We start from the raw sequence: 26,756 nt of genomic DNA on the forward strand, positions 1-26,756 counted from the left end.
TTATAAAGTGGCTAGAAATAAGAAAATTAGGTTGAGCACAGAAGATATTGTATTTGACACAATTAATTACATTCTTCTTACGATTGTAATAATAGTCACGCTGTATCCATTTGTACATGTATTAGCAATTTCATTTAATGATGCTATAGATACAGTGAGAGGTGGAATTTATTTATTTCCAAGGAAATTTACGACTTTTAATTATGTTTCAATTTTGAGCGATCCTGAAATTTACAATGCGACAATCATTTCTGCATTAAGAGCTGTTATAGGTTCTGTTTTAAATGTGATCGCAAGCATAATAGTTGCATATGCCATAAGCAGAAGGGATTTTGTGTTAAGAGGTATAGTTTCAAAAATATTTACTTATTCTATGTATTTTACAAGTGGTTTAATTCCTTATTATTTGTTAATTAGGGATTTACATCTTATGAATAACTTTTTAGTTTACATATTGCCAGGGATAGTAAGTGCATGGAATATAATGGTTGTGAGAAGTTATATTGATGGTTTGCCAGCTAGTCTCGTTGAATCGGCGAAATTAGATGGCGCTAGCGAACTAAGGATAATATTTTCTATCATATTTCCACTTAGTGTGCCAGTATTAGCAACAATAACGCTTTTTGTTGCAGTTGGACAATGGAATTCGTGGTTTGATACTATGCTTTTTTGTTCAACAAATCCAAATTTAAGCACATTACAGTATGAATTGCAGAAAGTTTTGCAATCAACTCAACAATTTACACAGCAAGCGTCTTTTGATATGGGGCTAAGAAATAATTCTAATTCAGTTACCCCGGAAAGTATAAGAGCATCAATGACAATAGTAGCGGTAGTACCAATTATGATGGTCTATCCGTTCTTACAAAAATACTTCGTAAAAGGTTTAACTATTGGCAGCGTAAAGGGTTAGTATTTCTTTCAAGATTTTAAATTTTGGTATTAAAGTTGAAAGGGGGGATTAAAAAATATTTATTATTTTAGAGAACGACTTTTTGACTGTGCGGTGATAGCAAATAAAAATTTTTCAATAATTAACTTTACGAAATAAGATGAAGAATAATGTAAGTAGGTTTGTATCTATTATTATAGTTTTCACAATGATTTTTGGAACATCATTGTTTTTTCCACACATAAGAGCATTTGCTGATGACACTAATATAAATCTGGTTTCTAATGGGGACTTTGAGACAGGCACAATTGATGGCTGGATTAAACAAGGTAATCCTACATTAGCAGTAACGACTGAGCAAGCAATTGGGCGATACAGTATGAAAGTTACGGGTAGAACACAGACATATGAAGGACCTGCATATAGCTTTTTAGGAAAAATGCAGAAAGGTGAATCATATAATGTATCGCTTAAAGTTAGACTTGTTTCTGGACAAAATTCATCTAATCCTTTGATTACTGTGACTATGTTTAGAGAAGATGACAATGGCCAGCATTATGATTCAATAGTTTACCAGAAACAAGTTTCTGAAAATTCATGGACTACTGTAAACGGGACTTATACATTGGATTATACTGGAACATTAAAAACATTATATATGTACGTGGAATCACCCGATCCAACGCTGGAATACTATATTGATGATGTGGTAGTTACTCCTCAAAATGCACCTGAAATAGGCAATGTTATAAGCAATGGAACATTTGAAAATGGAGATACAACTGGATGGACTGGAACTGGCACTTCTGTTGTTAAAGCTGTCTATCAGGAATTTCATAGTGGAAGTTACAGTATGTTGACAACAGGAAGGTCTGCCGGGTGGAATGGTCCAAGTTATGATTTGACTGGTAAGATAGTTGCAGGTCAACAATATAGCGTGGGTTTTTGGGTCAAATACAATGATGGGAATGATACTGAACAGTTTAAAGCTACAGTTAGAGCGACGTCATCGACAGGAACTTCTTATATACAAGTTAACAATTTAGCTAATGTCAATAAAGGGGAATGGACAGAAATAAAAGGTAGTTTCACTTTACCAGATGCAGATTATAGTGCCATAAGTATCTATGTTGAGTCACCCAATCCAACATTGGAGTTTTATATTGATGACTTCTCTGTAATAGGTGAAATTGCAAATAATCAAATTACTATTCAAAATGACATTCCGGATTTGTCTTCAGTATTTAAAGATTATTTTCCAATCGGTGTTGCGGTTGACCCAAGCAGATTAGGTGATACTGATCCACATGCTCAATTGACAGCTAAACATTTTAATATGCTTGTCGCAGAAAATGCTATGAAACCAGAAAGCTTGCAGCCTACAGAAGGAAACTTTACTTTTGATAATGCTGATAAGATTGTTGATTATGCAATAGCACACAATATGAAGATGAGAGGGCATACTTTGCTTTGGCATAATCAGGTTCCAGATTGGTTTTTCCAGGACCCGTCTGATCCGTCTAAGCCTGCTTCAAGGGATTTACTGCTTCAAAGATTAAAAACACACATAACAACTGTATTAGGCCATTTTAAAACAAAATACGTTTCTCAAAATCCAATTATTGGCTGGGATGTTGTAAATGAGGTTCTTGATGATAATGGCAATTTAAGGAATTCTAAGTGGTTGCAGATAATAGGGCCTGATTATATTGAAAAAGCTTTTAAATATGCACATGATGCAGATCCATCTATGAAATTATTTATTAATGATTATAACATTGAAAATAATGGTGTTAAAACTCAAGCTATGTATGACTTAGTGAAAAAATTAAAAAGTGAAGGCGTGCCGATAGACGGAATAGGCATGCAGATGCACATAAATATAAATTCTAATATAGACAATATAAAAGCTTCTATAGAGAAACTTGCTTCATTAGGTGTGAAAATACAGGTAACTGAATTAGATATGAATATGAATGGCAATGTATCAAATGAAGCATTGCTTAAGCAAGCTAGATTGTACAAACAATTGTTTGACTTGTTTAAAGCAGAGAAACAGTATATAACTGCCGTAGTTTTTTGGGGAGTTTCAGATGATGTAACTTGGCTTAGTAAGCCAAATGCTCCGCTGCTTTTTGATTCAAAATTACAAGCTAAACCAGCATATTGGGCAATTGTAGATCCTAGTAAAGCTACTCCAAATATTCAATCTTCAAAAGCTTTAAAAGGCTCACCAGCAATCGGTGTGAATATCGATAAATCTTGGAAATTAGTTAAACCTTTATATGCAAATACTTATGTAAAAGGTATTGATGGAGCAACGGCTAGTGTAAAAACAACGTGGGATTCTAAAAATCTTTATTTGTTGGCACAAGTAACAGATAATACACCAGCTGCCAATGATAGCATTGAAATCTTTATTGACAAAAATGACAATAAATCAATAAATTATCAGACAGATGATAAACATTTTATAATTAATAGGGATGGTACAGGGAGTTCTTATATTACGAAATATGTGACTTCTGACGCTAATGGTTATATTGTACAGGCTGCAATTCCGTTTGCAGACATAAATCCATCTCTTGGCAAAAGTGTAGGATTTGATATTAGGATTAATGATGATAAAGGTACTGAGAATATTGATTCTATAGCAGTGTGGAATGATTATAGCAACAGTCAAGATACAAATACTTCATATTATGGAGATCTAATACTTTCAAAATCTGCTCAAATAGCTGATACGATTTATGGAACGCCAAATATAGATGGCAAAATAGATGATATCTGGAATAAGGCTGATGCGGTTACTACCAATACATGGGTTTTAGGTACGTCAGGAGCAACGGCTACTGTTAAGGCCATGTGGGATGATAAATATCTATATGTATTAGCAGATGTAAAAGATAGTAATTTGAATAAGTCTAGTGTAAATCCTTACGAGCAAGATTCTGTTGAAGTTTTTCTTGACCAAAATAATGATAAGACTTCGTTCTATGAAAGCGACGATGGTCAATATAGAGTTAATTATGATAATGAACAAAGCTTTGGTGGAAGTACTAATTCCACTGGATTTAAATCGGCAACAAGCATTACACAGAATGGTTACATTGTTGAAGAAGCTATTCCTTTTACTGTTATTGTTCCATCAGATGGAGCTATAATCGGATTTGATGCGCAAGTGAATGATGCAAATGATAATGGACAAAGAACAGGAATAGCTACATGGTGCGATCCCAGCGGCAATTCATGGCAAGATACTTCAGGATTTGGTAATTTGCTACTTACAGGTAAGCCATCAAATGGTAGTACAGGAACTACAAGCAATACAGGAACTATAAGTACTACAAGCGGTAACAGCAGCAATACAAACAATGCAATTGGAACAGTCAATAAAAATGGAAATGTCATTACATTGACTCTTGATGTACAAAAAGCGAAAGACCTTATAAACAATACAAAAGACAAGAAAGTAGTGTTCGACCTTACAACACTTGGAACAAGCCAACAAAAAGTTGTTGAAATTCCAAAAGATATTTTGACTGCTAGTGCTACTAGTGACAAAGACATCGTAATAAAATCTGACAACGCATCGATAGTATTGTCGAAAGATACTTTGGATCAAAGTCAGATAGCGAGTGGAGTCAATGTATCCATCAAAGACAATGGAAAGCCGAATGTATCAAATTACGTACCGTTTTCTAATGCGTTAGACATCAGCATTAAATCAGACAGTGGAAATGTAGTATTAATAAAACCAGTAGAAGTAACATTAAACATATCAAAAGCTAACGATACAAGAAAAGTTGCAGTGTACTACTACAATCCAACAACAAATCAATGGGAGTACGTTGGAGGAAAAGTAGATAAAGAAACTAATACAATAACATTCAACGCAACCCACTTCTCACAGTATGCTGTATTAGAATACGAAAAGACATTTGATGACATAAAAAATAGCTGGGCAAAAGACAACATAGAAGTATTAACATCAAGGCACATAGTAGAAGGAATGACTGATACCCAATATGCACCGAATAAAACAGTCACAAGAGCAGAATTTGCATCAATGATATTGAGGCTATTAAACATAAAAGAAGAGCCATACAGTGGAGAATTTAGCGATGTAAAGAGTGGAGATTGGTATGCAAATGCAATAGAAGCAGCGTATAACGCAGGAATAATAGAAGGTGACGGAAAAAACATGAGGCCCAATGACAGCATAACACGAGAAGAGATGACAGCCATAGCCATGAGAGCATACGATATGCTTACATCCTATAAAGAAGAGAATATAGGAAATACGACATTTAACGATGATAAGGATATAAGCGATTGGGCAAAGAATGTAGTAGCAAATGCAGCAAAACTAGGAATAGTAAATGGAGAGCCAAATAACGTGTTTGCACCTAAAGGAATAGCTACAAGAGCAGAAGCAGCAGCTATAGTATACGGCTTATTAGAGAAATCAAATAATCTGTAAATAAAGAGGCAGAGGGAATTCACTCCTTCTGCCTTTTAAATATTTTACACTGTGATTTCTATTAATGTGCTGTTTTTATCGAGGTTAAAGTGTAATTTTATATTATCAATAGCTAACTCGTATTCGCCTAAGAAGCCTGTAAATTCAAACTCGCCGGTATTGTTTGTAACGAGACGCGTAGGATGAGTCCACCACTCTTTTTTGATAAGTTTTTTTAGTTCATAGTATGAAGGTTTACATGAATTGTCACGGCGTAAAAGACCTGCAGGTGCTCCAAGCCATGCATTTTCATCGCAGAAATTCCACCATGTGATTGATTCTACCATTGGATGTGAAAAGAGAGTTTTGTAATGTTTTATAACTTCCATTGCTTGTCGCTCTTCATCATCAGGTGTTGACGGCCATTCTTTTATCTGGTAGTCATTTAGGTCTTCTATTTCAGGTGGCATCAAATGCCCTGATAATAATGTGTTTTCTGTAAAATGCAAAGGTATATTGAAATGTGAAAATCTTTCAAGTACTTCTAAAGTCTTTTCGACGCCCCAATATCCTTGATGCATGTGCGATTGAATTCCTATGGCATCAATAGGGATTCCAGCTTCAAGGCATCCTTCTATGAGTATTTCGTATGAAATTGATGTATTAAAGTCATTTATAAGGAGAACTGCTTCAGGATTAGCCTTTTTTGCTTCATTAAAAACTTCTTTTACGAGGTGAATGCGCCCTAATTCTTTGCATATCCTAGTTATTCCATTGTCATACTTATCAAAAATAGGCATGATGACGACTTCATTGATTACATCCCATATATCCACTAATCCTTTAAAACCGCTTACTTCACGTTTTATGCGATTTAGCTGTGCTTTCAAAATTTCTTCATTGCTCATATCTAAAAGCCAAGGCGCGGTTACGGTATGCCAGCAAAGCGGATGTCCTTTAATAAGCAAACCTCTAGAAACAAGCCATTCAGAAGCTTTTTTAAGTCTTTCTGTATCTGGTTTGCCTTTTTTAGGTTCAAATCTCCCCCAATAAAATGGAAGTGTAGCATAATTAAAAAGTTCAAAAAATTTTTCAAAACGTTCTTCGGCTTTTATTCTTTCTTTTTCTTCTAGTTCTCCGTTGGCTAACGGCACAGAATCAAATTCTGCACAACCAAATAAAAATTTATGTTTTGTCTGTGATACTGTAACTTCTTTGTTTTTAATTGGAAAGCCATCTTTAGTCATTAATCTAATTGCTTTTGTACCTTTTCGATGTCTTAATTCATTACTGCTAACATTCATTCATCAATCCCCCTAGACTTAATATTTAAATATCTATAAGTACAATTTACTATCATATTAAAACGATGTCAACTATTAACATCAATTATTGTAATTATTATTTGAATAGTCTAGTTAATTGAATTAAGCAGTATTATTTAAATTGAACAAATTTATTAGAGTTTATATGTTTAAAATAGGTAAAGATATTCAAGATTGTAGTAAAAAATTTATATTCATAATGATGGTATAGTATTTTATCATATAAATGTAAACAATTTTAAAATTATTTGAGAAAGGATGTGTAGTAATGAAAAGATTCAAAAAAGTGATGCTGATTGTGCTATCTTTATTGTTGGTACTCAGTGTATCAGCATGTGGTTCTAATGGTTCAAACAGCTCAAATGCTTCAAATTCATCGAAGTCTTCAAATTCATCAGGAAAGATAACGCTTACCTATTGGAATATCTTCACTGGTGAACCTGCAAAGACAAAAGTCAAGGAGATTATTGATCAGTGGAATAAAGAAAATCCAAATGTGCAGATTGTTGAAAGCGTTACTGAAAACGATGCTTACAAGACAAAGATTAAGACTGCAATTGCTGCAAATGAAGCACCTGATATATTTCAGACATGGGCCGGAGGATTTTCACAGCCATTCGTTGAAGCTGGTAAAGTTCTTCAATTAGACAGCTACTTAAATGACGGTACAAAAGACCAGATGCTGCCAGGCGCACTAGATAATGTTACGTATAATGGGAAAATATATGGCATTACTTATGATCAGCAGGCAAGTGTACTATACGTAAATAAAGAACTTTTTGATAAATATAATGTTAAGATACCTACAACATTTAGTGAATTAATTGATGCAATAAAAACTTTCAAATCAAAGGGAATAACTCCATTTGCACTTGGTGAAAAAGACGAATGGCCGGGCATGTGGTATTACGACATGATAGCACTTCGTGAAGGCGGTGTGCAGCTTACTAGAGATGCATTAAATGGCAAAACATCATTTGACAATCAAGCCTTTGTAGACGCTGCAAAGAGACTTCAAGAGATGGTTGATGCAGGTGCATTTGATGCTGGATTTATGGGGCTTACGAGGGATGAAGCAACAGCAGAATTCAACCAAGGAAAAGCTGCTATGTACTTTGGAGGAAATTTCGACGCTGCAGCATTTGACTCAGATCCATCGTCACTTGTAAAAGGAAAAATAGAAGCTGTCAGATTCCCAAATATAGAAGGTGGTAAAGGTGATCCAACAGAGTACATTGGCGGTGGTGCAGGTGCATTAATGGTTAGTGCAAATTCAAAGCACAAAGATGAAGCTGTTAAGGCTGCGAAATATCTTGCAAAGCATTTGTCTGATATGGAGTATCTGATTGGTGCTGGATTACCTATGTTTAAATACGATAATGTAGATCAATCACAAGTTTCACAGCTTCAAATACAAATAATGAACAATATAGTTGCAAATGCGAAAGGTAATGTTCCTGCATGGGATCTGTATTTAATGGGTGATGATGCTCAGACACATAAGGATTTAGTTGCTCAATTGTTTGCAAAACAAATTACACCACAAGATTATGCAAAACAAATGCAACAGAAGATAAATGGTAAGTAAGTAATATTATTTGATAAATTTCCTGCTAATTATTTGATAATTAGCAGGAAATTATTTAACAGCGCGCAAAAATAACTACTATTGATAGTGTATATGTGTTTCCACTATTTCTGTTAGGAGGTTTTTCTATGGAAAAAATTTTGAGCGATAAGAAAGCGATATTTCTCTTCGTATTTCCTGCATTTTTAGTTTTTTTGGTTATTGTATTGCTTCCGATATTTTTTTCTTTTTATTACAGTTTATTAAAGTGGGACGGTTTTGGCAAAGGAGTTTTTATTGGACTGCAGAACTATAAAAATTTATTTATTAATAACACAGATGGGTTTATTATTTCTGTCAAAAATTCGTTTATATTGGCAGTTCTTTCTGTGTTTATTCAACTCCCTATTTCTCTTTTACTTGCTTTAATACTGTCCAGAGGGATTAAAGGTGAGAAATTTTACAGAACTGTGTATTTTATACCTGTTATTCTGTCGACAGTTGTTATAGGTCAGCTTTGGATGAAGATATACAACCCAAATTATGGACTATTAAATTTCATACTGACTAAGATTGGCTTACAATCTCTTACAAATCAATGGCTTGGAAATGCTAAGACAGCACTTGGCGCGGTATTTGTTCCGATTTTGTGGCAGTACATTGGCTATCACATGTTGTTGATGTATGCGTCTGCAAAGTCAATACCTACGGACATATACGAAGCTGCTAAAATCGATGGTGCTACTGAATCTCAGATTGCATTCAGGATAACAATACCTCTTATGAAACCTATATTGAAAGTTTGTGTCATATTTGCCGTCATCGGTTCTTTTAAGGCATTTGATTTAATCTATGTTTTGACTAATGGCGGACCATTACATGCCAGCGAAGTACCGTCAACATTGATGTACAACATGATATTCTTTAGATATCAATATGGTTATGGTAGTGCAATGGCTATATTTATCATTTTAGAATCTTTAATTGGAACAGTCATTATCCAAAAATTATTCGGAAAAGATGTAGCATATTAAAGGTGGTGTGGAAATTGGAAAATATAGCAAATAAGAATAATAAAAGAGGTATGAAAAAAATTGGACTTTATTTGTTGGAGGCTATGCTTGTTATTTGGGCAATAATACAGCTATATCCTTTATTTTGGCTATTTTTATTTTCTGTAAAAAATAATACTGAGATTTTCGGCGGAAATATTCTTGGATTTCCTCGTATTTGGCAGTGGTCAAACTATGCTGTTGCTTTATCTAGCGGTAATGTAGGTAGGTACTTTATAAATAGTACAATAGTCACTGTTTTAACTATTGTCATATCCAGCATTTTGGTGGCAACAAGCGCATATGCGATTGTAAGGATGAAATGGAAGTACAGCAAACTTGTCCTTACGATATTTTTGACCGGAATGATGGTGCCGATACATGCTACGCTGCTTCCGTTATTTATAATTTTGAAGAATTTGAACTTGCTTAATACGTACGCATCGCTGGTAATACCATATGTTGCTTTTGCTATACCTATGGGAATATTTATATTGACAGGTTTTCTGTATACTATACCGAGGGAGTTAGAAGAATCAGCATTTCTAGATGGATGTAGCATATACAAGTCGTTTTATTACATTATATTGCCGCTTATAAGACCGGCATTAGCGACTATAGCGATTTTTACGTATTTGTCGACGTGGAATGAGCTTATGTTTGCGAATACTTTTATAAATAATGATGCTATAAAAACATTGACAGTTGGTATCATGTCATTGTCAGGGCAATATCAAACAGATTGGGGACCAATTGGTGCTGGACTCGTCATAGCTACGATTCCTACTATTTTAATTTATGTTCTGCTTAGCGAACAAGTGCAAAAGAGCCTTGTAGTAGGAGCGGTAAAGGGGTAAAATAATAAAAGGTAATTTAATACTTTAAAAATAGGGGGTGTTTATTTTGTCAGAGGTGTATCCTTATAAAAATTCAAATCTACCTATCGAAGAAAGAGTCAAAGATCTTGTATCACGGATGACACTAAGTGAGAAGATATCTCAGATGCTACATGAGTCGCCGGCAATACCGCGACTTGGCATTCCTGAATATAATTGGTGGAATGAGTGTCTGCATGGTGTAGCAAGAGCAGGCATCGCGTCGGTTTTTCCACAGGCTATAGGTTTAGGTGCCACATTTAATCCTGATCTGATATATCAAATCGCTGAAATTATATCTGATGAGGCACGTGCAAAGCATCATGAATTCGTCCGCAATAATGATCGAGGCATATATAAAGGTCTAACATTTTGGAGCCCAAATGTAAATATATTTAGAGACCCAAGGTGGGGCCGTGGGCAGGAAACATATGGTGAAGACCCATTTTTAACCGGAGAATTAGGAGTTGCATTTGTAAAAGGTCTTCAAGGAAATGATGAGAGATATCTAAAATTGGTCGCGACTCCGAAGCACTATGCTGTTCACAGTGGGCCGGAGAAGTTGAGGCACCAGTTTAATGCTGTTGTAAATAATAAAGACTTGAGAGAGACGTATCTTCCAGCTTTTAAAAAGTGCGTCAAGGAAGGTCATGCAGCATCTATTATGGGTGCATATAACAGGACAAACGATGAACCCTGCTGCGGAAGTAAGACATTGCTTATTGATATATTGAGAAAAGAGTGGGGATTTGATGGGTATGTTGTATCAGACTGCGGAGCAATTGATGATTTTCACATGCACCACAAGGTTACAAAAAATGCAGCAGAATCCGCTACTATGGCTGTAAACAATGGATGTGAATTGAATTGTGGAAATACCTATGAAAGCTTACTTACAGCAGTTAAAGAAGGTTTAGTTTCTGAGGAGACAATTGATAAAGCTGTGACAAAGCTTTTTGAGGCTAGGTTTAGGTTGGGAATGTTTGATCCACCTGAGATGGTTCTATATGCAAATATACCGTATAGTGTAAATGACAGCGATGAACACAGAAAAATGACATTGAAAGCAGCTTTGGAATCAATAGTGCTTTTGAAAAATGAGAATAATTTACTTCCATTGCAGAAAAATCTCAAAAAGATTGCCGTCATAGGGCCAAACGCAGATTCGCTTGATGTACTTCTTGGAAACTACAACGGCACGCCATCAAAGTATGTCACAATGCTTGATGGAATAAAAAATAAAGTAAGCGCTGAAGTATTGTACGCAAAAGGGTGTGAACTTACAGGTTCATCCAAAGAAGGATTTAAAGATGCGATAGAAGCGGCAGTGAAATCAGATGTTGTAATTGCATGTATGGGCATATCTCCGAAACTAGAAGGCGAAGAAGGACATGTAGAGGGTTCGGATGCTGACGGCGATAGACTGAATCTTGATCTACCGGGTGTCCAGAAAGATCTGCTTAAAGAATTGAAAGATACAGGTAAGCCGATAGTTTTAGTTCTTTTAAATGGCAGCCCACTGACAATAAACTGGGCGAAAGAGAATATACCGGCGATTATTGAAGCTTGGTATCCCGGTGAAGAAGGAGGCACGGCTGTTGCTGATATAATATTTGGCGATTATTCACCGGCAGGCAGATTGCCTGTAACATTTGTAAAATCACTAGATGATATACCGCCGTTTGAGGACTATAACATGAGCGGCAGGACATATCGCTATATGGAAAAAGAGCCGTTGTATCCATTTGGCTTTGGATTAAGCTTTGCTGAATTTGAATACGATAATCTTTGGTTAAGCAGTGAAAAGATCAGTGTTGATGATGCCATAGATATTTATGTAGATGTTAAAAATGTGGGTCATGTGAAAAGCGATGAAGTTGTACAATTGTATTTAAAAGATACGGAATCATCTGTAAAGGTGCCGAAGTATGAGCTTAGAGGAGTCAAGAGGATTAACCTTTTGCCGGGGGAGAAAAAGACAGTTAAGTTTGAGTTTAAGCCGAGAGACATGGCTTTAATAGACAATGATGGAAGGTGCATCTTAGAACCTGGATTATTTACAGTGTATGAAGGCGAAAGCCAACCAGATGAGATGAGCCAAGAGCTTATGGGACGGAAAGTGTTGTCGAAAACTTTTGAAATTACCGGTGATTTAAGAGAATTGGTGTATTGAAATTATAAAGATTTAGAAGGAGATAATAGAAGTGAATATAAGTTTTGACTATTATCATGATGGAAAGAGAAAAGCCTTGACGATGAGTTATGACGATGGACAGGTATTTGACAGAAGATTGGTAGAGATATTCAACAAATACGGCATCAAAGGAACATTCAATTTGAATTCAGGTAAGTTTGATACAGAACCTTATGTATCTAAAGAAGAGATAAAAGAGCTATATAGAGGACATGAAGTAGCAGTCCATTCATTAAACCATCCGTATTTGACGTTGATACCTCCGGAAGAATTAGTCTATCAAATAATGGAAGATAGGAAAAACCTTGAATCACTTGTAGGCTATCATGTGCGAGGCATGGCATACCCATATGGGGACTACAACGATATAGTGCTAAATAGTCTTACATCATTTGGCATAGAGTATTCTAGGACGGTTAAGTCTACTAAAAGCTTTAGGATACCTAATAATTTTTTAGAGTGGCATCCAACATGCCATCATGATCAAAATTTACTGGATAAATGTAAGGAGTTTAAAAATATAAGTGAATGGGAGCAGATGCCTTTATTCTATGTTTGGGGGCATAGCTTTGAATTTGAAAGAAATAACAATTGGCGTGAAATCGAGGAATTCTGCAAAATGGTAGCTTATGATGAATCAGTTTGGTACGCAACAAATATTGAGATTATGGATTATGTCGTAGCTATGAGAAACTTGAAATTCAGTGTTGATCGAAAGATTGTATTTAACCCTTCTTCCATACCGGTATGGATTGGTGTAGATGGTGAAGCAATGAAGATAAATCCTGGTGAAAGAGTGTATTTGTAAGAAAATGAAATAACTTATTGCATAATTTTATTTTTGTAAGCGGTAAAAAATAAAATAGGAAGGTATCAAAAAATACCTTCCCAAAGCATGAATCATCCGTTGTAATGTTCATTTGAATAGATAAAACAATAAAGGATGATTTTCATGTTCGAATAAAATTTAAATGAAAATGAAATAAATTTCAAGAGTTTAGAGACAAAAATTTAAAAATGGGATTTAAACCGTTTTGTGATGAGAGTTTTTTACCGTGGTATGTTGCATAATACAGAATGAGTTTACTGAGAACAGATTCACACATTTGCATCGAAATATAAGCGTCACTGGATTTTTTTATTTTCTCAGACAGAAGCTTTACAAAGGAAACCCAGTGTTGGAACAAAATTTTTAAACCGATTAAAATGTCCAAAACATTCCTTGCTTTTTCTTTATTGCTATTCTCACCATTTGGTAAGTCTATGTATGGATTTATTAATCTTAATCCGTGGAATATATGATTTAGATTATTAATCAGCCGTTTTGTATAGAAATATATATGCTGTCTTTCTATCAAGAATCCCGGATTTTTTTTATATATTTTCTACACATTTATTATAATGTACTAGTTAAATCAAGCCTTTTTTTAATACATTCGACTATTACTTTTGGACAATATTGAAAATGAGGAAGGTAGAGATGCTTAAGAGGATTTTATTCCTTAAAGCATCTTTTATTTTGTGGATGTTTATCAATGAAAAGTATTATGGCATATTAAAAAAATTTATAAATTGTTTCTTCAAAAAAATTTTTTTAAAAAAATTAAAAAATAAAGCAGGAATTTTAAAAGTAATGTAGAATAATATTATATAGAAACTAAAAGAAATCAAAAGAAAGTAAAAAAAACAAAAGAAAGGATTGTTTAGATTGGTTGGTGTAAAATATGCAGCAAAATAATAATGAATATATATATCAAGCAGAGAGACAAAAACAAATATTAAATTACGTAAATGAAAAGAAAAAGGTAACAGTAAAAGAGCTCAGTGATTTCTTTGGAGTTTCTAAAGTTACAATAAGGAGGGATTTAAATGAACTGGAGTTAAGAGGACTAATTAATAAAACACATGGAGGTGCCTTATCCATTGATAATGGTATAAACATTGAAATACCATACATAAAAAAAGCGGAACTTTATATTAGTGAAAAAAAGAAAATAGGTATGGCTGCCGCCCAATTAATTAAAAATGATGAAGTAATAATTTTGGATGCTGGATCAACTACTCTTGAAATAGCTCGTCATATAGAGAAAAAAAGAATAACGGTGATAACAAATGATTTAAAAATTGCAGTAGAGCTTGCATGTAAACCAAATATAACCCTAATTATTACTGGCGGTATAGTCGAAAAATACGTTTTTACAGCGATTGGTTCGAATACTGTAGAATTTATATCTAAAATTCATGCTAATAAATTATTTTTAGGTGCTGATGCAATAAGCTTAGAGTATGGAATAACAAATAGAACTTTAGAGGAAGTAGCTGTAAAAAAAGCAATGATTAAAGCTGCTGATCAGGTTATATTAGTTGCCGATCATAGTAAGTTGGATAAAAAAGTATTTGCTACAATATGCAAGATAGATGATATAGATATGATTGTTATTGATGAAATGCAAGAAAATTATAAAAATTTATTTAAAGAGAGGGATATTAAGATACTTATAGCTTAAAATATTATTAAAAATCACTTTTATTAATAGAAGTTCAAATAAATATATAGATATATTGTTGATTATAAAAAAACAGCCAGTTTAATAAAACATACATTAAACAATGTAAATTTTATTAACGGCTTAATAAATAAATTGTGTATCACTATATAGTATTACTGAATTAATAATTAAAGTCAATGATGACTTTTAAAAAGGTGGAATGATGAAATGAATTGGGTAAAAGAATTATTTGGTACTAATAAACCTATTATTGCTATGTGTCATTTAAGACCACTGCCCGGAGATCCGGGTTATGATAAGCACGGTGGCATGCAAAAGATTGTTGATGAGGCTCGTAAAGATTTAATAGCATTACAAGATGGTGGAGTAGATGCGGTAATGTTTTCAAATGAATTCAGCATGCCTTATCTTACTAAAGTGCATACAGTAACTGTTGCTTGTATGGCAAGAATAATTGGTGAACTATACAAAGATATAACTGTTCCTTTTGGAGTAAATGTGCTGTGGGATCCTATTAAATCTTTAGATTTAGCCGCTGCCACGGGTGCGAAATTTATACGTGAAGTATTTACTGGGGTTTATGCAAGTGATTTTGGATTATGGAATACGAATTGCGGAGAAATTGTTAGACATCAGTATTCAATTAATGCAGATAATGTTAAACTATTATTTAATATTGTACCTGAAGCTGCTAAATATTTAGCAAATCGTGATATTGAAGAAATTGCTAAAAGTACTGTTTTTAATAATAAACCTGATGCACTATGTGTTTCTGGAGTGACTGCAGGTAGCGAAACAGATATTGAAATAATCAAGAAAGTAAAAAATGCAGTTCCTGAGACAACTGTATTTGCAAACACTGGAGTTAATATAGAAAATTTAGAACAGCAATTAACTATTGCTGATGGAGCAATTGTTGGTACTACTTTTAAGTACGAAGGAAAATTTGAGAATTTTGTTGATGTAGAGCGGGTTAAAAATTTTATGAAGCATGCTAAAAAAGTAAGAGAAAAGTTTAATTGATGTCTTATATTATAACTTTTTGTATAGAGGATTAAAGTCTTATGAACTATTAACACAATTAGACGTCATTTTAATAAAATATAGGATATTATAAATATTAACATAAATTAAAAAATAAGAGGGGGTTTTATCAATGGACAAAAATACATCAATATTTGTTAGGCAATCAACAGGTCTCGTAAGAGAAGCATCTTTTTTAGATACTGCAATATTCACAGCTGCATTTTCTGCTCCAGTTGGTGTTACATTAGCATTTGGTGTATTTTGGGCTTTAGGTGCCTTTCCTGGTACTGATATTGTATTAGCAACTGCATTGAGTATTGTACTAGATATTCCAATTCTTATAATGATGGCATATATGGCATCAAGTATGCCTCGTACTGGTGGAGACTATATATGGGTTAGTAGAATAATATCACCACCAATTGCGGTTATTAGTAATTTTGCTGCCGCCCTATCTGCATGTATTGGTGCGGCATATTGGGCAAGAGTTTGGGCATCAATGTGTATTGGCCCATCTTTTACTATACTTGGCAATGTATTAAATAACAAAGTCCTTGCAAATATAGGGAAAATCGCAGGTACATCTGGATGGACATACTTTTTTGCAATCTTTCTTACATTAATTTTGGCATTATCTTTGAGTGCAGGTACTAAAAAAATGTTTAAAATTCAAAATATATGTTTCTTTATTGCAATGGGCGGTACACTACTTGCTTTCTTAGTATTTATTTTTGGCAATCAAACTACTTTTATAGGTAATTTTAATCATTTTGCACAACAATTTACTAATTCAAGTAATTCATATAAAATGATAATTGAAAATGCAAAAGCTGCGGGTCTTACATTAACGGCTTCACATTCATTTTCAGCTACATTGCCTACAATTGGTTGTATAATGACTTTTATGTTATGGAATTTTTGGTCAGTATATCTTGCAGGTGAAATGAAAAGTGCCGGTAATAGAAAAAGACAGCTGTCAATTATGCTTACGGCTTTATTGTGGGATGCAGGCTTTATAATAATAGGAGCATTGCTTTTGTTTAGAGTAGCAGGATATAATTTTGTTCAATCAATAAATTTTTTGTATAGTAATGCACCTAAAAAATATCCATTACCTGTACCTCCATATTATAACCTATTTGCTGGAATGATAACTAAAAATTCAATTATAAATATTTTAATAGCAATTACATTCTTATTTTGGAATCTTCCGGCAATGGTTGGCAATACATTTATGCCGATAAGAACATTATTTGCATGGTCATTTGATCGTATTTTACCTGAAAAACTCTCAGAAGTTAATGAAAAAACCCATTCACCTATTCCGGCAATAATTGTTATTACAACTTTAGTTGTTGCCATAATTACATGGTCGACGTTCTCTTCGTCATTTTTTACTTTACTTTCATTAGGCGTAGTATGTGGGATTATAGTAATAAGCATAGTATCTATATCAGCAATTATGTTTCCCTATGTTCAAAAAGATTTGTATAAATCTTCACCGGCTAATGTTAATTTATTTGGTATTCCGGTTTTAGTAATAACAGGAGTATTATCGCTGCTGGTTATGGGGTTATTAACATATCTTTTAGTAATGTATCCGGCATTAGGTATTAGTTCTCCAAAACTAATTATAGAGTTTGTAGCTGCTGTTATCTTAATTGGATTAGCAATTTATTATTCTTCATATATAATTCAAAAGAGAAAGGGAATAGATATTAATCTTGCTTATAAAGAATTACCACCAGAATAATATTTGAATAATTGCGGTAAATATGCCAACTATCATTAATACATAATGATAGTTGGGGTCTTGTTTATTTTTTAAAGGAACTTAGAATGTTTAAAATTATATTTATATAAGCTGTATTTCAAAGTTAGCTATTTATTTAAAATATAATAGTTAACTTAATGTAGAATAATTATTTTAGCATAGTTAAGAGGATGTGATTAAAATGAAGAAAAGCACAAAGCTATATTTTACTGCTGACATACATGGTTCTCAGAAATGTTTTTATAAATTTATAAACGCGGGTAAGTTCTATGGAGTTAATGTTTTAATAATGGGTGGCGATATAACCGGAAAAGCTATTATATTTATAGAAAAAGACAAAAATGGCAATTATAATTGCACATATATGGGGAACCATTATAAATTTCAAAGTATATCGGAAGTAGATGAATTTGTGAAGCTTGTTAAGATAAATGGCTATTATCCATATATTGCAGAAAAAGGAGAAATAGAGACTTATTTAAAGAATGATAAAGCAATGAATGAATTATTTATAAAATTAATGTCAAAAACAATTTCAGAATGGATGGAAATTGCCGAAAATAGACTCAAAAATACTGGAATAAGGTGTTTTATTATGATTGGCAATGATGATCCACCAGTAATTAAGAATATCATAAATCAATCAAGCTATGTTATAGATCCAGAAGATAAGGTTATAGCAATTGATGATTATCATGATATGATTTCTATAGGCTTAAGCAATCCTACTCCATGGCATACTCCAAGAGAGTGTAGTGAGGAAGAGTTAACGGAAAAAATAGATAAATTGATGACAGAAATTTCAAATCCCAATACTTCAATACTGTGTGCCCATGTGCCACCATATGGTACCGGTCTTGATGATGCACCAAAATTAACAGATTCATTACAAGTAATATCTAAATTTGGGCAAGTTCAATTTTCCCCTGCTGGAAGCACAGCAGTTTTAAATGCAATTAAAAAATACCAATACCTATTAAGTCTTCATGGACATATACATGAAGTACATGCTATAAAAAAGATTGGTAAAACAGTATGTATTAATCCAGGCAGTGATTATGGTGAAGGTGTTTTACACGGAGTTGTGGTTGTTTTAGATAAAAATAGATTATTAAGTTATCAATTGGTTTCTGGATAGGTGGTATAAAATGGATTTGATTGTAAGCATTGATATAGGATCTTCTGGAGTTAGAGCATCTGCTTATACGATTAAAGGAAAATTAATTAGTTTTGGCAAACAGACTTATAAGACTTATTATGATAAGCCTGGTTGGGCTGAGCAAGATCCGAATGATTGGAAAATGGCAACGAGAATTTCATTAAAAAAAATGGTCGAAAATCTAAAGTTACCATATAAAATTATGGGCATCGGTTTGACTGGACAATGTCCTACGTATGTACCCGTTGATAAAAATATTAATCCTGTTGGAAGAGCATTTATATATCAAGACAACAGAGCAGTAAATGAAACATTTGAACTCGAAAAAAAATATGGAAGCAGGTTAATTCATGATATAACAGGTCACCGATTACTTGCTTTTTATATACTTCCTAAAATATTATGGCAAAGAGCTAATCAACCATGTTTATTTAAAAATATTGCATATATACTGCAGCCACGTGATTATATAGCGTACTATTTAACTGGCCAGATAGCTACGGATGAAACACATGCAAATGCTACTTTATTATATGAGCTTAAACAACATAGATGGAATAAAAAATTAATGACTGAATTAAACTTAGATACGAACATATTTCCTAATAAAGTGCTTATGCCGTGGCAGATTGTTGGCGAATTACGAAAATCTATTGCAGAAAGTGTAGGTTTAACATCTGGAATACCCATAGTAATAGGAGCAGCAGATAGTCAATGCTGCTGTTTGGGAGTTGGTGCTGTAAGACCAGAGATTTTAAGTGAAATGTCGGGTACATCACCATGTTTAAATAGTACTGTTTTAAACCCTGTTAATGATATAAATATAGGAAATTATACGCATGTTATACCAAATGCATGGTGTACAGAGATAGGATTAAATGCTACTGGAGCAAATCTTGAATGGTTGACAAATATTTTATATAAGAAAGATTCTAATAGGTATAATCTACTTAAGGAAAATATAAAAAAAATTAAAGTTGGAGCTGATGGATTAATATTTATCCCTTATCTAACTGGAGGAGAAAGAGATAATCCCTTATTAAAGGGTGGATTTTATAATTTAAATTTATATCACAATGCTGGGGATATGGCTAAAGCAGTATTAGAAGGTGTTGCATTCGCAATAAGAGAAAGGATTGAGAGACTTAGTAAGTCGACTTGTTCATTTAAATCAATTTATATTTCTGGTGGTGGTGCATTATTAGATGAATGGAATGAAATTAAAACTAATATCTTTGGAGTTCCGGTGTATGCAATAAAAGATGTTGATGGTGCTGAACTTGGTGCAGCTATGCTGGCAGGCATTGGTTCAGGAGTCTTTAAGGATTATCAAGAAGCAATTAAAAATTGTGTATGTGATGGTAAGGAATTTTTGCCGAATTTAAAAATTCATGCAACTTATAATGAACTCTATGAAATGTTTTTAGAAGTTGAAGATAAATTTGTTAGTAATAAATCTCTAGCATGAGGAGTGTTATTTATGGCATATGAAAAGAAGCCCGTTATAATAGATATGGCAAAAAAGTTGATGGACCATATAGAAAAAAATAATATTAAAGCAAAATTACTTGGTGGCGTTGCTGTATATTTGACATGTCCTAGTACAGAATATGCGCCATTGTCAAGGGATATAAATGACATTGATATAGTGGTTTCAAATAATGACGTGAAAGCTTTAAAAAAAGCTTTAGACGAAGAAGGGTTTATAGCAGATCGAAGGTTTAATGCTTTACATGGAGAAACTCGCATGTTGTTTAGTAAAAATGATATTGACCTTGATGTGTTTATAGGGAAGTTTATACAATGCCATGAGCTGAATCTTGAAGGTGATTTATCAAAAAATGGTTATACGATAAGTTTAGCTAATTTATTACTTACCAAGCTGCAAATAGTTCAGATAAACTATAAGGACATACTTGATATTCTTGCTATTCTCATTGATCATCCTGTCGAGAATAAAAATGATTGTAATACTATAAACCTTAATTCTATACTCGATATAGTAAAAAATGATTGGGGTTGGTATACGACTATTTTTGATAATCTTGAAAAAACAGTTTCTATGGCTAAAGATATACTTAATAAAGAAGATATAACGACAATAACAGAAAAGATATTATTAATTAAAACTTCTATTGAACAGGTACCTAAAAGCTTAAAGTGGAAAATAAGAGCTAAAATTGGCCGTAAGTTACAATGGTATAATATTCCGGAGGAAAAACATTATGAGTAAAATTAAATTAGGAATTAATAATTGTTTCGCGATTAAAAGATGGCCAGAGCCTGAAGCATGGGTTGATATTGTTGCTAATAAATTAGAATTAAATATAGTTCAATTTTCACTGGATCTAATTGATTTAAATATAGATAAATCAACGATGTTTAAAATATGCAACAAAATCAATGATGTATCGGCAAAAAACAATCTGAACATTCAAAGTTGCTTTACTGGATTAGGTGAATACAGCCATAATCTTTTATTAGATCCCGATGAAGACATTCGAGCTTATAGTGTTAAATGGTATGAAAAAGCAATTGAATTTGCATCAATGCTTAATTGCGAAGCAGTAGGTGGTTTTATGGGTGCAATGAGTATGAAAGATTTTATTGACCCATTTCGCAAAAATTTACTTATTAAAAGTTTGATTAGTAATATAAAATATTTATCATATGTAGCGAAATCAAAGGGCTTGAAATATTTATTATGGGAACCCATGCCTGTAGATAGGGAGATATTGAGTAATATAGATGATACAATAAAATTATATAAAGAAATTAACGAAGTATCTGATATTCCAATATATATTAACTTAGATGTTGGTCATATGTGTTCTTATAACAATTCTGAATATGATAGAAATCCATATAATTGGATTAAAAAATTAGGTTCTTACTCACCTATAATACATATTCAGCAGTGTGATGGAAAATCAGATAGTCATTTACCCTTCATAAAAGAAAATAATAAGAAGGGAATAATCATGCCTCAATTGGTAATTGAAGCAATTAATGCATCTGGAGCAGATGAAGTAATACTTATGCTAGAAATAATACATCCTTTTGAGTACAAAGAGAGTGATGTATTAGATGAACTAAAGGAATCTGTTGAATATTGGAAGATGTATATATGAATTTTATTTTTCTAATAGTATGGCATGGATTTAATATATAACAATTATGTATAAAAATACCATAAAATAAAATAGACAAAACATGAAAAACAATTTAGAATAAGATGAATAAGAAAAGAAATTTTACGCCTGAAGAAAAAGCTAAGATTGTTATTTAAGTCTTAAAAGAGGAAAAAAACGCTGAATGAAATCCCTGTCGAATATGAAATACACCCAAATTAACTGTTATTGTCAATAAAAATTCCTCACTTAAGGTAAAAAAATTTTATCAATTTAATTCTTTTTTGGGTTTTCTTCTGACATAGATTTAATAACATCTTCTCGTTGTTTCATTCTGTAGCTTTTACTTTTAATCACAACAAAATGGCAGTGATGAACAAATCTATCAAGTATTGCAGTTGCTAATACAAGATCATAAAAAATTTTAGCCCATTCTTCAAAAACTTTATTCGAAGTTATTATTACTGAGCCTCTTTCATATCTTTTTGATATAATTTCATAGAAATCATCGACACTGTTTGATTGAGTTTCTTAAGTCCTAATTCATCTAATTTAAGTAGGTCAGGACTTGTATAATATCATAATTTCTGTTGAAAAGAATTATCTGCTCTTGACATACCTATTTTTTTACAGTATTAAGTTATTATGCTCTTTATTTTATAAGTACTAAAAAATTTTTCATGACTTTTACATTATAATCTTGTTGCAGAGCGAATATAAAGGCTTATATTACATTAAATAATGTATCTTTTTCCTGGAAAAATCTCATTACATAGCATATTTCATCATCAGGAATTTTAATCGAATATTTAGTATTTAGGTAGTTTAGTGATTGCTTGACAACATTATACAAAGATATATTGTTTTTAATATATTCTTCTTTGTCTAGAAATTCTATACTTTTCTCGCCTTTTTTGATTCTGCTTACCATGAAAGCAAAATGAAGTATAATACCCAGCAACATGTCATCATCGAAGTAAACGGAAAGTGTATCACACAGCTTCATGATGGTACTTTGTATATCGCTGTACAGCTCTTCTCCGTCAATGTTGTCTATATTTTCTTTTAGAACATACCCCATTTTAAGCAATGTTGTCTTGATATCTACGATTTCTTGTAATTCTTTAATGACTTTTAAACTTAAAACGTCATTCATGCTGTACTGCCTAATGTTTGTATCCAGTGGGAATGATGATACGATAAATGCAATTTCCATATTTTCCTGTATTTCTTCTATTTTCTGCATGGTTATATGCTTATCGAGGCAGTTTATCGGAATAATTTCAAAGAGATCTTTATCAAATTTTAAATTGTTCTTTAAAAAGCTTTTAATTGCAACAGATGCACCTTCACCAGTAAGGCATGCGGTTACAATTGCGATTTTCTTTTTGCCGCTTATTAGTGGAGCAAAATCTATATTGTTTTCTATATACGAGTTTATAGCTTGGACACTCATATATATATTGTTAAGAGGCATACCAAGTAATGCTTTCCTTGTTGCTTCTATAACGTGGAGAGTTGAAATAAGCGGAATTACTTTTACAGGTATGTTAAATTCCTTTTCAATTGTTTCACCAAAAGTCGTAAGAGATCCCATATCTACCAGCAAGAGATATCCTGCTTGATTCATGTCGCTTTTTACATAGTTTTTGAGGGCTTCTAAAACCTCTAGCGGACTTTTGTCTAAATGAGCGTCAATTCCAATTGCATAATTTTCTCCTAATAATTTGTTTGCAACGTCTGCCATTGATGTCGCTGTTGAATTGCCGTGGGCAATTATTATAACTTTAACTTTTCCGAACTGTTTGCTGATGCATTCTTTGTCAGAAATAAGAAATATAGTTATAAATCCTGCTTCATCCTCCGGTATTGACGTATTTAAATACTTTTCGATGATTTTCTTAGATTGCATCGCTACTTCAAATTCTTTTGGGTATAATTGCTTAATTTTTGACAGTTGAGGATTTACAATAGGCTTATTTTTGTTGACCCTTTCAATAAGCGTGTTTAAGTGCAAAGCAAGTGCAGTATAGCTGTTTTGGCTAAGCTCTTTCCCAAGAAGTTCGGATACGAGCTCAGCAATCCTGTCTGTAATGTTTATTATGTCTTCTCCTAAGATATGAATTAAATTCTGTTTGTTTTTCTCCTCAGTTATACCATATATCTGCTTGTGAAAGTACTTTGCTATGTCTTTTTCCAAAATTGATTCAATGTCTATATCAGATATACCTTTTGCTTTTAGCTGCCTCAATCTATCATTTATTATCTCGTAAATGCTGTTATCATTAGATGCGGTTGGAATTTCCTCTGTTTCATTTGTAGGGGAAAATTTAAAAAACTCTATATCGTCACCTATGACTTCGTTCCACAGCATTCTATGCTGTTTATCTGTGTATAGTCCTTTCTTTATATAATCTGGCAAGTCTCTACTGCAGATCCTTATGTCATTTTTCTTATTAGTCAAAAATTCTGAATAGACTTTTGCACATATAAGCTTGACATCGCTTTCTAATTGACCGATGTTGTTTGGACAGTCATAGGAGCAAAATGCCCTCATGGAATTCAGCGACACAAAGATATCCCTGTTTAATTTTATGCTTTCGTGTTTAAAAAACCTTTTTAGAAGGTAAAATCTTTCTTCTAAAGTCCTTTCTCTAAGTGGCGGTATTTTAATTATCATCGGTATTCTTCTTGTAAATGTATTTAAAAGGGATGAAGAAGGATCCTCAGTCGTAGCTGATATGATCAGTACATCAGATGTCCGATTTTCTACGTCGCCGACTCTTCTAAAATACCCTGTATCAAGAAAAGTAAATAATATTTCTTGTCCTTCAGGTGGCAAACGGTGTACTTCATCGAGGAATAAGATTCCGCCATTTGCTTTTTCTATAAGTCCTTCTTTGTCTGTATCAGCGCCTGTATATGCTCCTTTTTTAACCCCAAAAAGTTGAGCCGTCAAAAGCTGAGGGTTGTTGCTGTAGTCTGCACAGTTAAAGGCTATAAAAGGAGCGTCAGGCTTTTTTACTCCCATATCAATGGCATACTTGTGCATTATTCTCGCAAAAGTAGATTTTCCTACGCCTGTTTCACCTAATATTAAACAGTGGATTCCCTTGGGAGGATACAAAATAGCAGCTTTTGCCTGCTCGCCAGCTTGTTTCAAACTGATATTATTTTTAATCAGCATATCCAGCTCGTACAATTTGCTGTCATTTGAGTTGCTGTTGGTGCTGTTAAATACAGGTGAAAAAAGTACTGGTCTGCCGTCTGACTTTATGACTTTTCCTTCCTTGCACAAAAGATTTAATTCATGACTAACGTTTGCTCGAGACATATTTAACTCATTTGCTAATGTCATAGCATCTATACCGTTCCCATTGCTTAACTCTATTAATTTTTTTAAAATCAAGTCTTTTCTTTTCAACTTAAAGATCCCCTTTACCATAAATAACTTTCTATACCTATATCCTATTATATATTTCGCGACAAGTTTTTCAATAGTGATTTACTGGATTAAACACTATCGAAACATTAAAACACTAAGAAAAATTGATAAAACAATATGCAGATTTTTATTAAACACTAAAAAACGCTGTTTATTTTAATATGTTTTGATAGGGTAAAATGCGGCGTTTCTTCATGTTTTAGTGTTTTGGCATGGTTTTTGCATATATTATTTAGTGAATCCCAAAATAGATAAAACCAATTCAAGGAGGAAAATAATATGGATTTGCAGCAAATAGTTATGGAAATCATTATACAATCAGGTGAAGCAAGGGCATATGCACACGAAGCGCTTAGAAAGGCGTATGAAGGCGAATTTGAAGAAGCTGAAAAACTTATGTCACAGGCCAATGAAGCTATCGAAAAAGCACATAATGTGCAGACCAGCATGTTGCAAAAGGAAGCATCAGGTGAAAAACTGGAATTTTCTATATTATTTGTTCATTCACAAGATCATCTTATGACTGCTATATCAGAAAAAAACCTTATCTCGGAGATCATTGAATTAAGGAAGATGTTAGAACCAGTTCTTCATACATGTGTGACAAAATAAAAAATTTAAAAACTAATTTAGGAGGGTAACATGATTAAAGCGGTACAATTCTTAAACCAGGTTCAGGCTGGATACGGAACAGATGAAAAAATGAATATGGAACCTCAATCCCAATTTGGTGCTATAGGATTGGGAATGTTATTAAAAAACACCATGATGAGAAACGGTGGGGATATAATTGGTACCGTAATATGTGGTGATAACTATTTTCTTGAAAATAAAGACGAAGCTATTGAAAAAATATTAACCATGATAAAACAATTTAATCCGGACGTAGTTATATGTGGTCCTGCATTAAATTACAAAAGATACGGTGATTGCTGTGGATATTTGACAGAAGCAGTTATTGAAAAGTTGGACATTCCGGCTTTTGCTGCCATGTCGAAGGACAATACAGGTACAGAATTATTTAGAAAAAAGATATACATCATAGAGACTCCAAATAGAGGAGGCATTGGACTAAATGATTCTCTGAGAAAAATATCGAAATTTGCAGTGAAATTGGCACAAGGACAACCCATAGGATCACCTGAAGAAGAAGGGTATTTCCCACAGGAATAGGAAAAGAGGTGGTACACGTGTTTTTAGATTGAATCTCTTTGGTTTCAAGGGATTCCCCATTTTTGAAGTGTTTTAATAGTGTATGTAGTGATTTATTTAAGTGGGGATATCCTTGAAGATAAAATGCAAAATTGCTTTTACAAGCTAAAGTTTTTTGAAAGGAGGGAAAAC

Annotated in this window: 18 protein-coding genes and 1 pseudogene; 16 read left to right on the forward strand and 3 right to left on the reverse strand. The window is 33.1% G+C overall.

What is annotated here, in order from left to right:
- Positions 1-7: 7 nt before the first annotated feature.
- Both CPG45_RS11460 and CPG45_RS11465 read left to right on the forward strand, forming a co-directional pair.
- Complete coding sequence (locus CPG45_RS11460; RefSeq protein ID WP_096232047.1) at positions 8-913, forward strand: carbohydrate ABC transporter permease; 906 nt, start codon at positions 8-10, stop codon at positions 911-913.
- 139 nt (positions 914-1,052) lie between these two features.
- The gene (locus tag CPG45_RS11465) at positions 1,053-5,375 is read left to right on the forward strand and encodes an endo-1,4-beta-xylanase (protein ID WP_096232049.1); all 4,323 of its coding nucleotides are present in this window, start codon (positions 1,053-1,055) and stop codon (positions 5,373-5,375) included.
- Between the two features lie 44 nt (positions 5,376-5,419).
- Here the strand turns inward: CPG45_RS11465 and CPG45_RS11470 are convergent, their stop codons facing one another.
- Positions 5,420-6,658 (reverse strand): endo-1,4-beta-xylanase, encoded by a 1,239-nt coding sequence (locus CPG45_RS11470; RefSeq protein WP_096232050.1) that lies wholly within the window; start codon positions 6,656-6,658, stop codon positions 5,420-5,422.
- Between the two features lie 289 nt (positions 6,659-6,947).
- Between CPG45_RS11470 and CPG45_RS11475 the strand changes: the two genes are divergently transcribed.
- The 12 genes from CPG45_RS11475 (at position 6,948) to CPG45_RS11530 (ending at position 21,967) form a co-directional block, all read left to right on the forward strand.
- Entirely contained in the window at positions 6,948-8,267 is a 1,320-nt protein-coding gene (locus CPG45_RS11475) for a sugar ABC transporter substrate-binding protein (protein ID WP_096232051.1), read from the forward strand.
- Between the two features lie 128 nt (positions 8,268-8,395).
- On the forward strand, positions 8,396-9,280 hold the full coding sequence (locus CPG45_RS11480; RefSeq protein WP_096232052.1) for a carbohydrate ABC transporter permease: 885 nt from the start codon (positions 8,396-8,398) through the stop codon (positions 9,278-9,280).
- Between the two features lie 5 nt (positions 9,281-9,285).
- The gene (locus CPG45_RS11485; protein ID WP_231968727.1) at positions 9,286-10,155 is read left to right on the forward strand and encodes a carbohydrate ABC transporter permease; all 870 of its coding nucleotides are present in this window, start codon (positions 9,286-9,288) and stop codon (positions 10,153-10,155) included.
- Positions 10,156-10,210: 55 nt separating this feature from the next.
- Complete coding sequence (locus CPG45_RS11490) at positions 10,211-12,346, forward strand: glycoside hydrolase family 3 C-terminal domain-containing protein (RefSeq protein ID WP_231969110.1); 2,136 nt, start codon at positions 10,211-10,213, stop codon at positions 12,344-12,346.
- Positions 12,347-12,377: 31 nt separating this feature from the next.
- Positions 12,378-13,175, forward strand: coding sequence for a polysaccharide deacetylase family protein (locus CPG45_RS11495; RefSeq protein WP_096232055.1), 798 nt, complete (start codon positions 12,378-12,380; stop codon positions 13,173-13,175).
- A 916-nt stretch (positions 13,176-14,091) separates the two neighbouring features.
- The gene (locus tag CPG45_RS11500; RefSeq protein WP_096232057.1) at positions 14,092-14,874 is read left to right on the forward strand and encodes a DeoR/GlpR family DNA-binding transcription regulator; all 783 of its coding nucleotides are present in this window, start codon (positions 14,092-14,094) and stop codon (positions 14,872-14,874) included.
- Positions 14,875-15,084: 210 nt separating this feature from the next.
- Positions 15,085-15,900 carry a BtpA/SgcQ family protein gene (locus CPG45_RS11505; protein WP_096232058.1) on the forward strand — a complete coding sequence of 272 codons (816 nt, stop codon included), beginning with the start codon at positions 15,085-15,087 and terminating at the stop codon, positions 15,898-15,900.
- 133 nt (positions 15,901-16,033) lie between these two features.
- Entirely contained in the window at positions 16,034-17,656 is a 1,623-nt protein-coding gene (locus tag CPG45_RS11510; protein ID WP_096232060.1) for an APC family permease, read from the forward strand.
- A 202-nt stretch (positions 17,657-17,858) separates the two neighbouring features.
- Complete coding sequence (locus CPG45_RS11515; RefSeq protein ID WP_096232062.1) at positions 17,859-18,815, forward strand: metallophosphoesterase family protein; 957 nt, start codon at positions 17,859-17,861, stop codon at positions 18,813-18,815.
- 10 nt (positions 18,816-18,825) lie between these two features.
- Positions 18,826-20,304 carry a xylulokinase gene (locus tag CPG45_RS11520; RefSeq protein WP_096232064.1) on the forward strand — a complete coding sequence of 493 codons (1,479 nt, stop codon included), beginning with the start codon at positions 18,826-18,828 and terminating at the stop codon, positions 20,302-20,304.
- 12 nt (positions 20,305-20,316) lie between these two features.
- On the forward strand, positions 20,317-21,069 hold the full coding sequence (locus tag CPG45_RS11525; protein WP_096232066.1) for a nucleotidyltransferase family protein: 753 nt from the start codon (positions 20,317-20,319) through the stop codon (positions 21,067-21,069).
- Entirely contained in the window at positions 21,062-21,967 is a 906-nt protein-coding gene (locus CPG45_RS11530) for a sugar phosphate isomerase/epimerase family protein (protein ID WP_096232068.1), read from the forward strand. Before CPG45_RS11525 ends, CPG45_RS11530 begins: the two co-directional genes overlap by 8 nt.
- Before the next feature lie 273 nt (positions 21,968-22,240).
- Here the strand turns inward: CPG45_RS11530 and CPG45_RS18235 are convergent.
- Together CPG45_RS18235 and CPG45_RS11540 are read right to left on the reverse strand one after the other, a co-directional pair.
- Positions 22,241-22,468, reverse strand: a pseudogene (locus CPG45_RS18235) (ATP-binding protein); the annotation flags it as partial.
- A gap of 223 nt (positions 22,469-22,691) precedes the next feature.
- On the reverse strand, positions 22,692-25,391 hold the full coding sequence (locus tag CPG45_RS11540; RefSeq protein WP_172856552.1) for a sigma-54-dependent transcriptional regulator: 2,700 nt from the start codon (positions 25,389-25,391) through the stop codon (positions 22,692-22,694).
- Between the two features lie 300 nt (positions 25,392-25,691).
- Here CPG45_RS11540 and CPG45_RS11545 point away from each other — a divergent pair, with 300 nt between their 5' ends.
- Both CPG45_RS11545 and CPG45_RS11550 read left to right on the forward strand, forming a co-directional pair.
- On the forward strand, positions 25,692-26,024 hold the full coding sequence (locus CPG45_RS11545) for a PTS lactose/cellobiose transporter subunit IIA (RefSeq protein ID WP_094043856.1): 333 nt from the start codon (positions 25,692-25,694) through the stop codon (positions 26,022-26,024).
- Positions 26,025-26,054: 30 nt separating this feature from the next.
- Positions 26,055-26,585 carry a glycine/betaine/sarcosine/D-proline family reductase selenoprotein B gene (locus CPG45_RS11550; RefSeq protein ID WP_094043858.1) on the forward strand — a complete coding sequence of 177 codons (531 nt, stop codon included), beginning with the start codon at positions 26,055-26,057 and terminating at the stop codon, positions 26,583-26,585.
- Positions 26,586-26,756: the final 171 nt, after the last annotated feature.

This window comes from Thermoanaerobacterium sp. RBIITD (assembly GCF_900205865.1).
In the GTDB taxonomy this organism is placed as follows: Bacteria; Bacillota; Thermoanaerobacteria; order Thermoanaerobacterales; family Thermoanaerobacteraceae; genus Thermoanaerobacterium.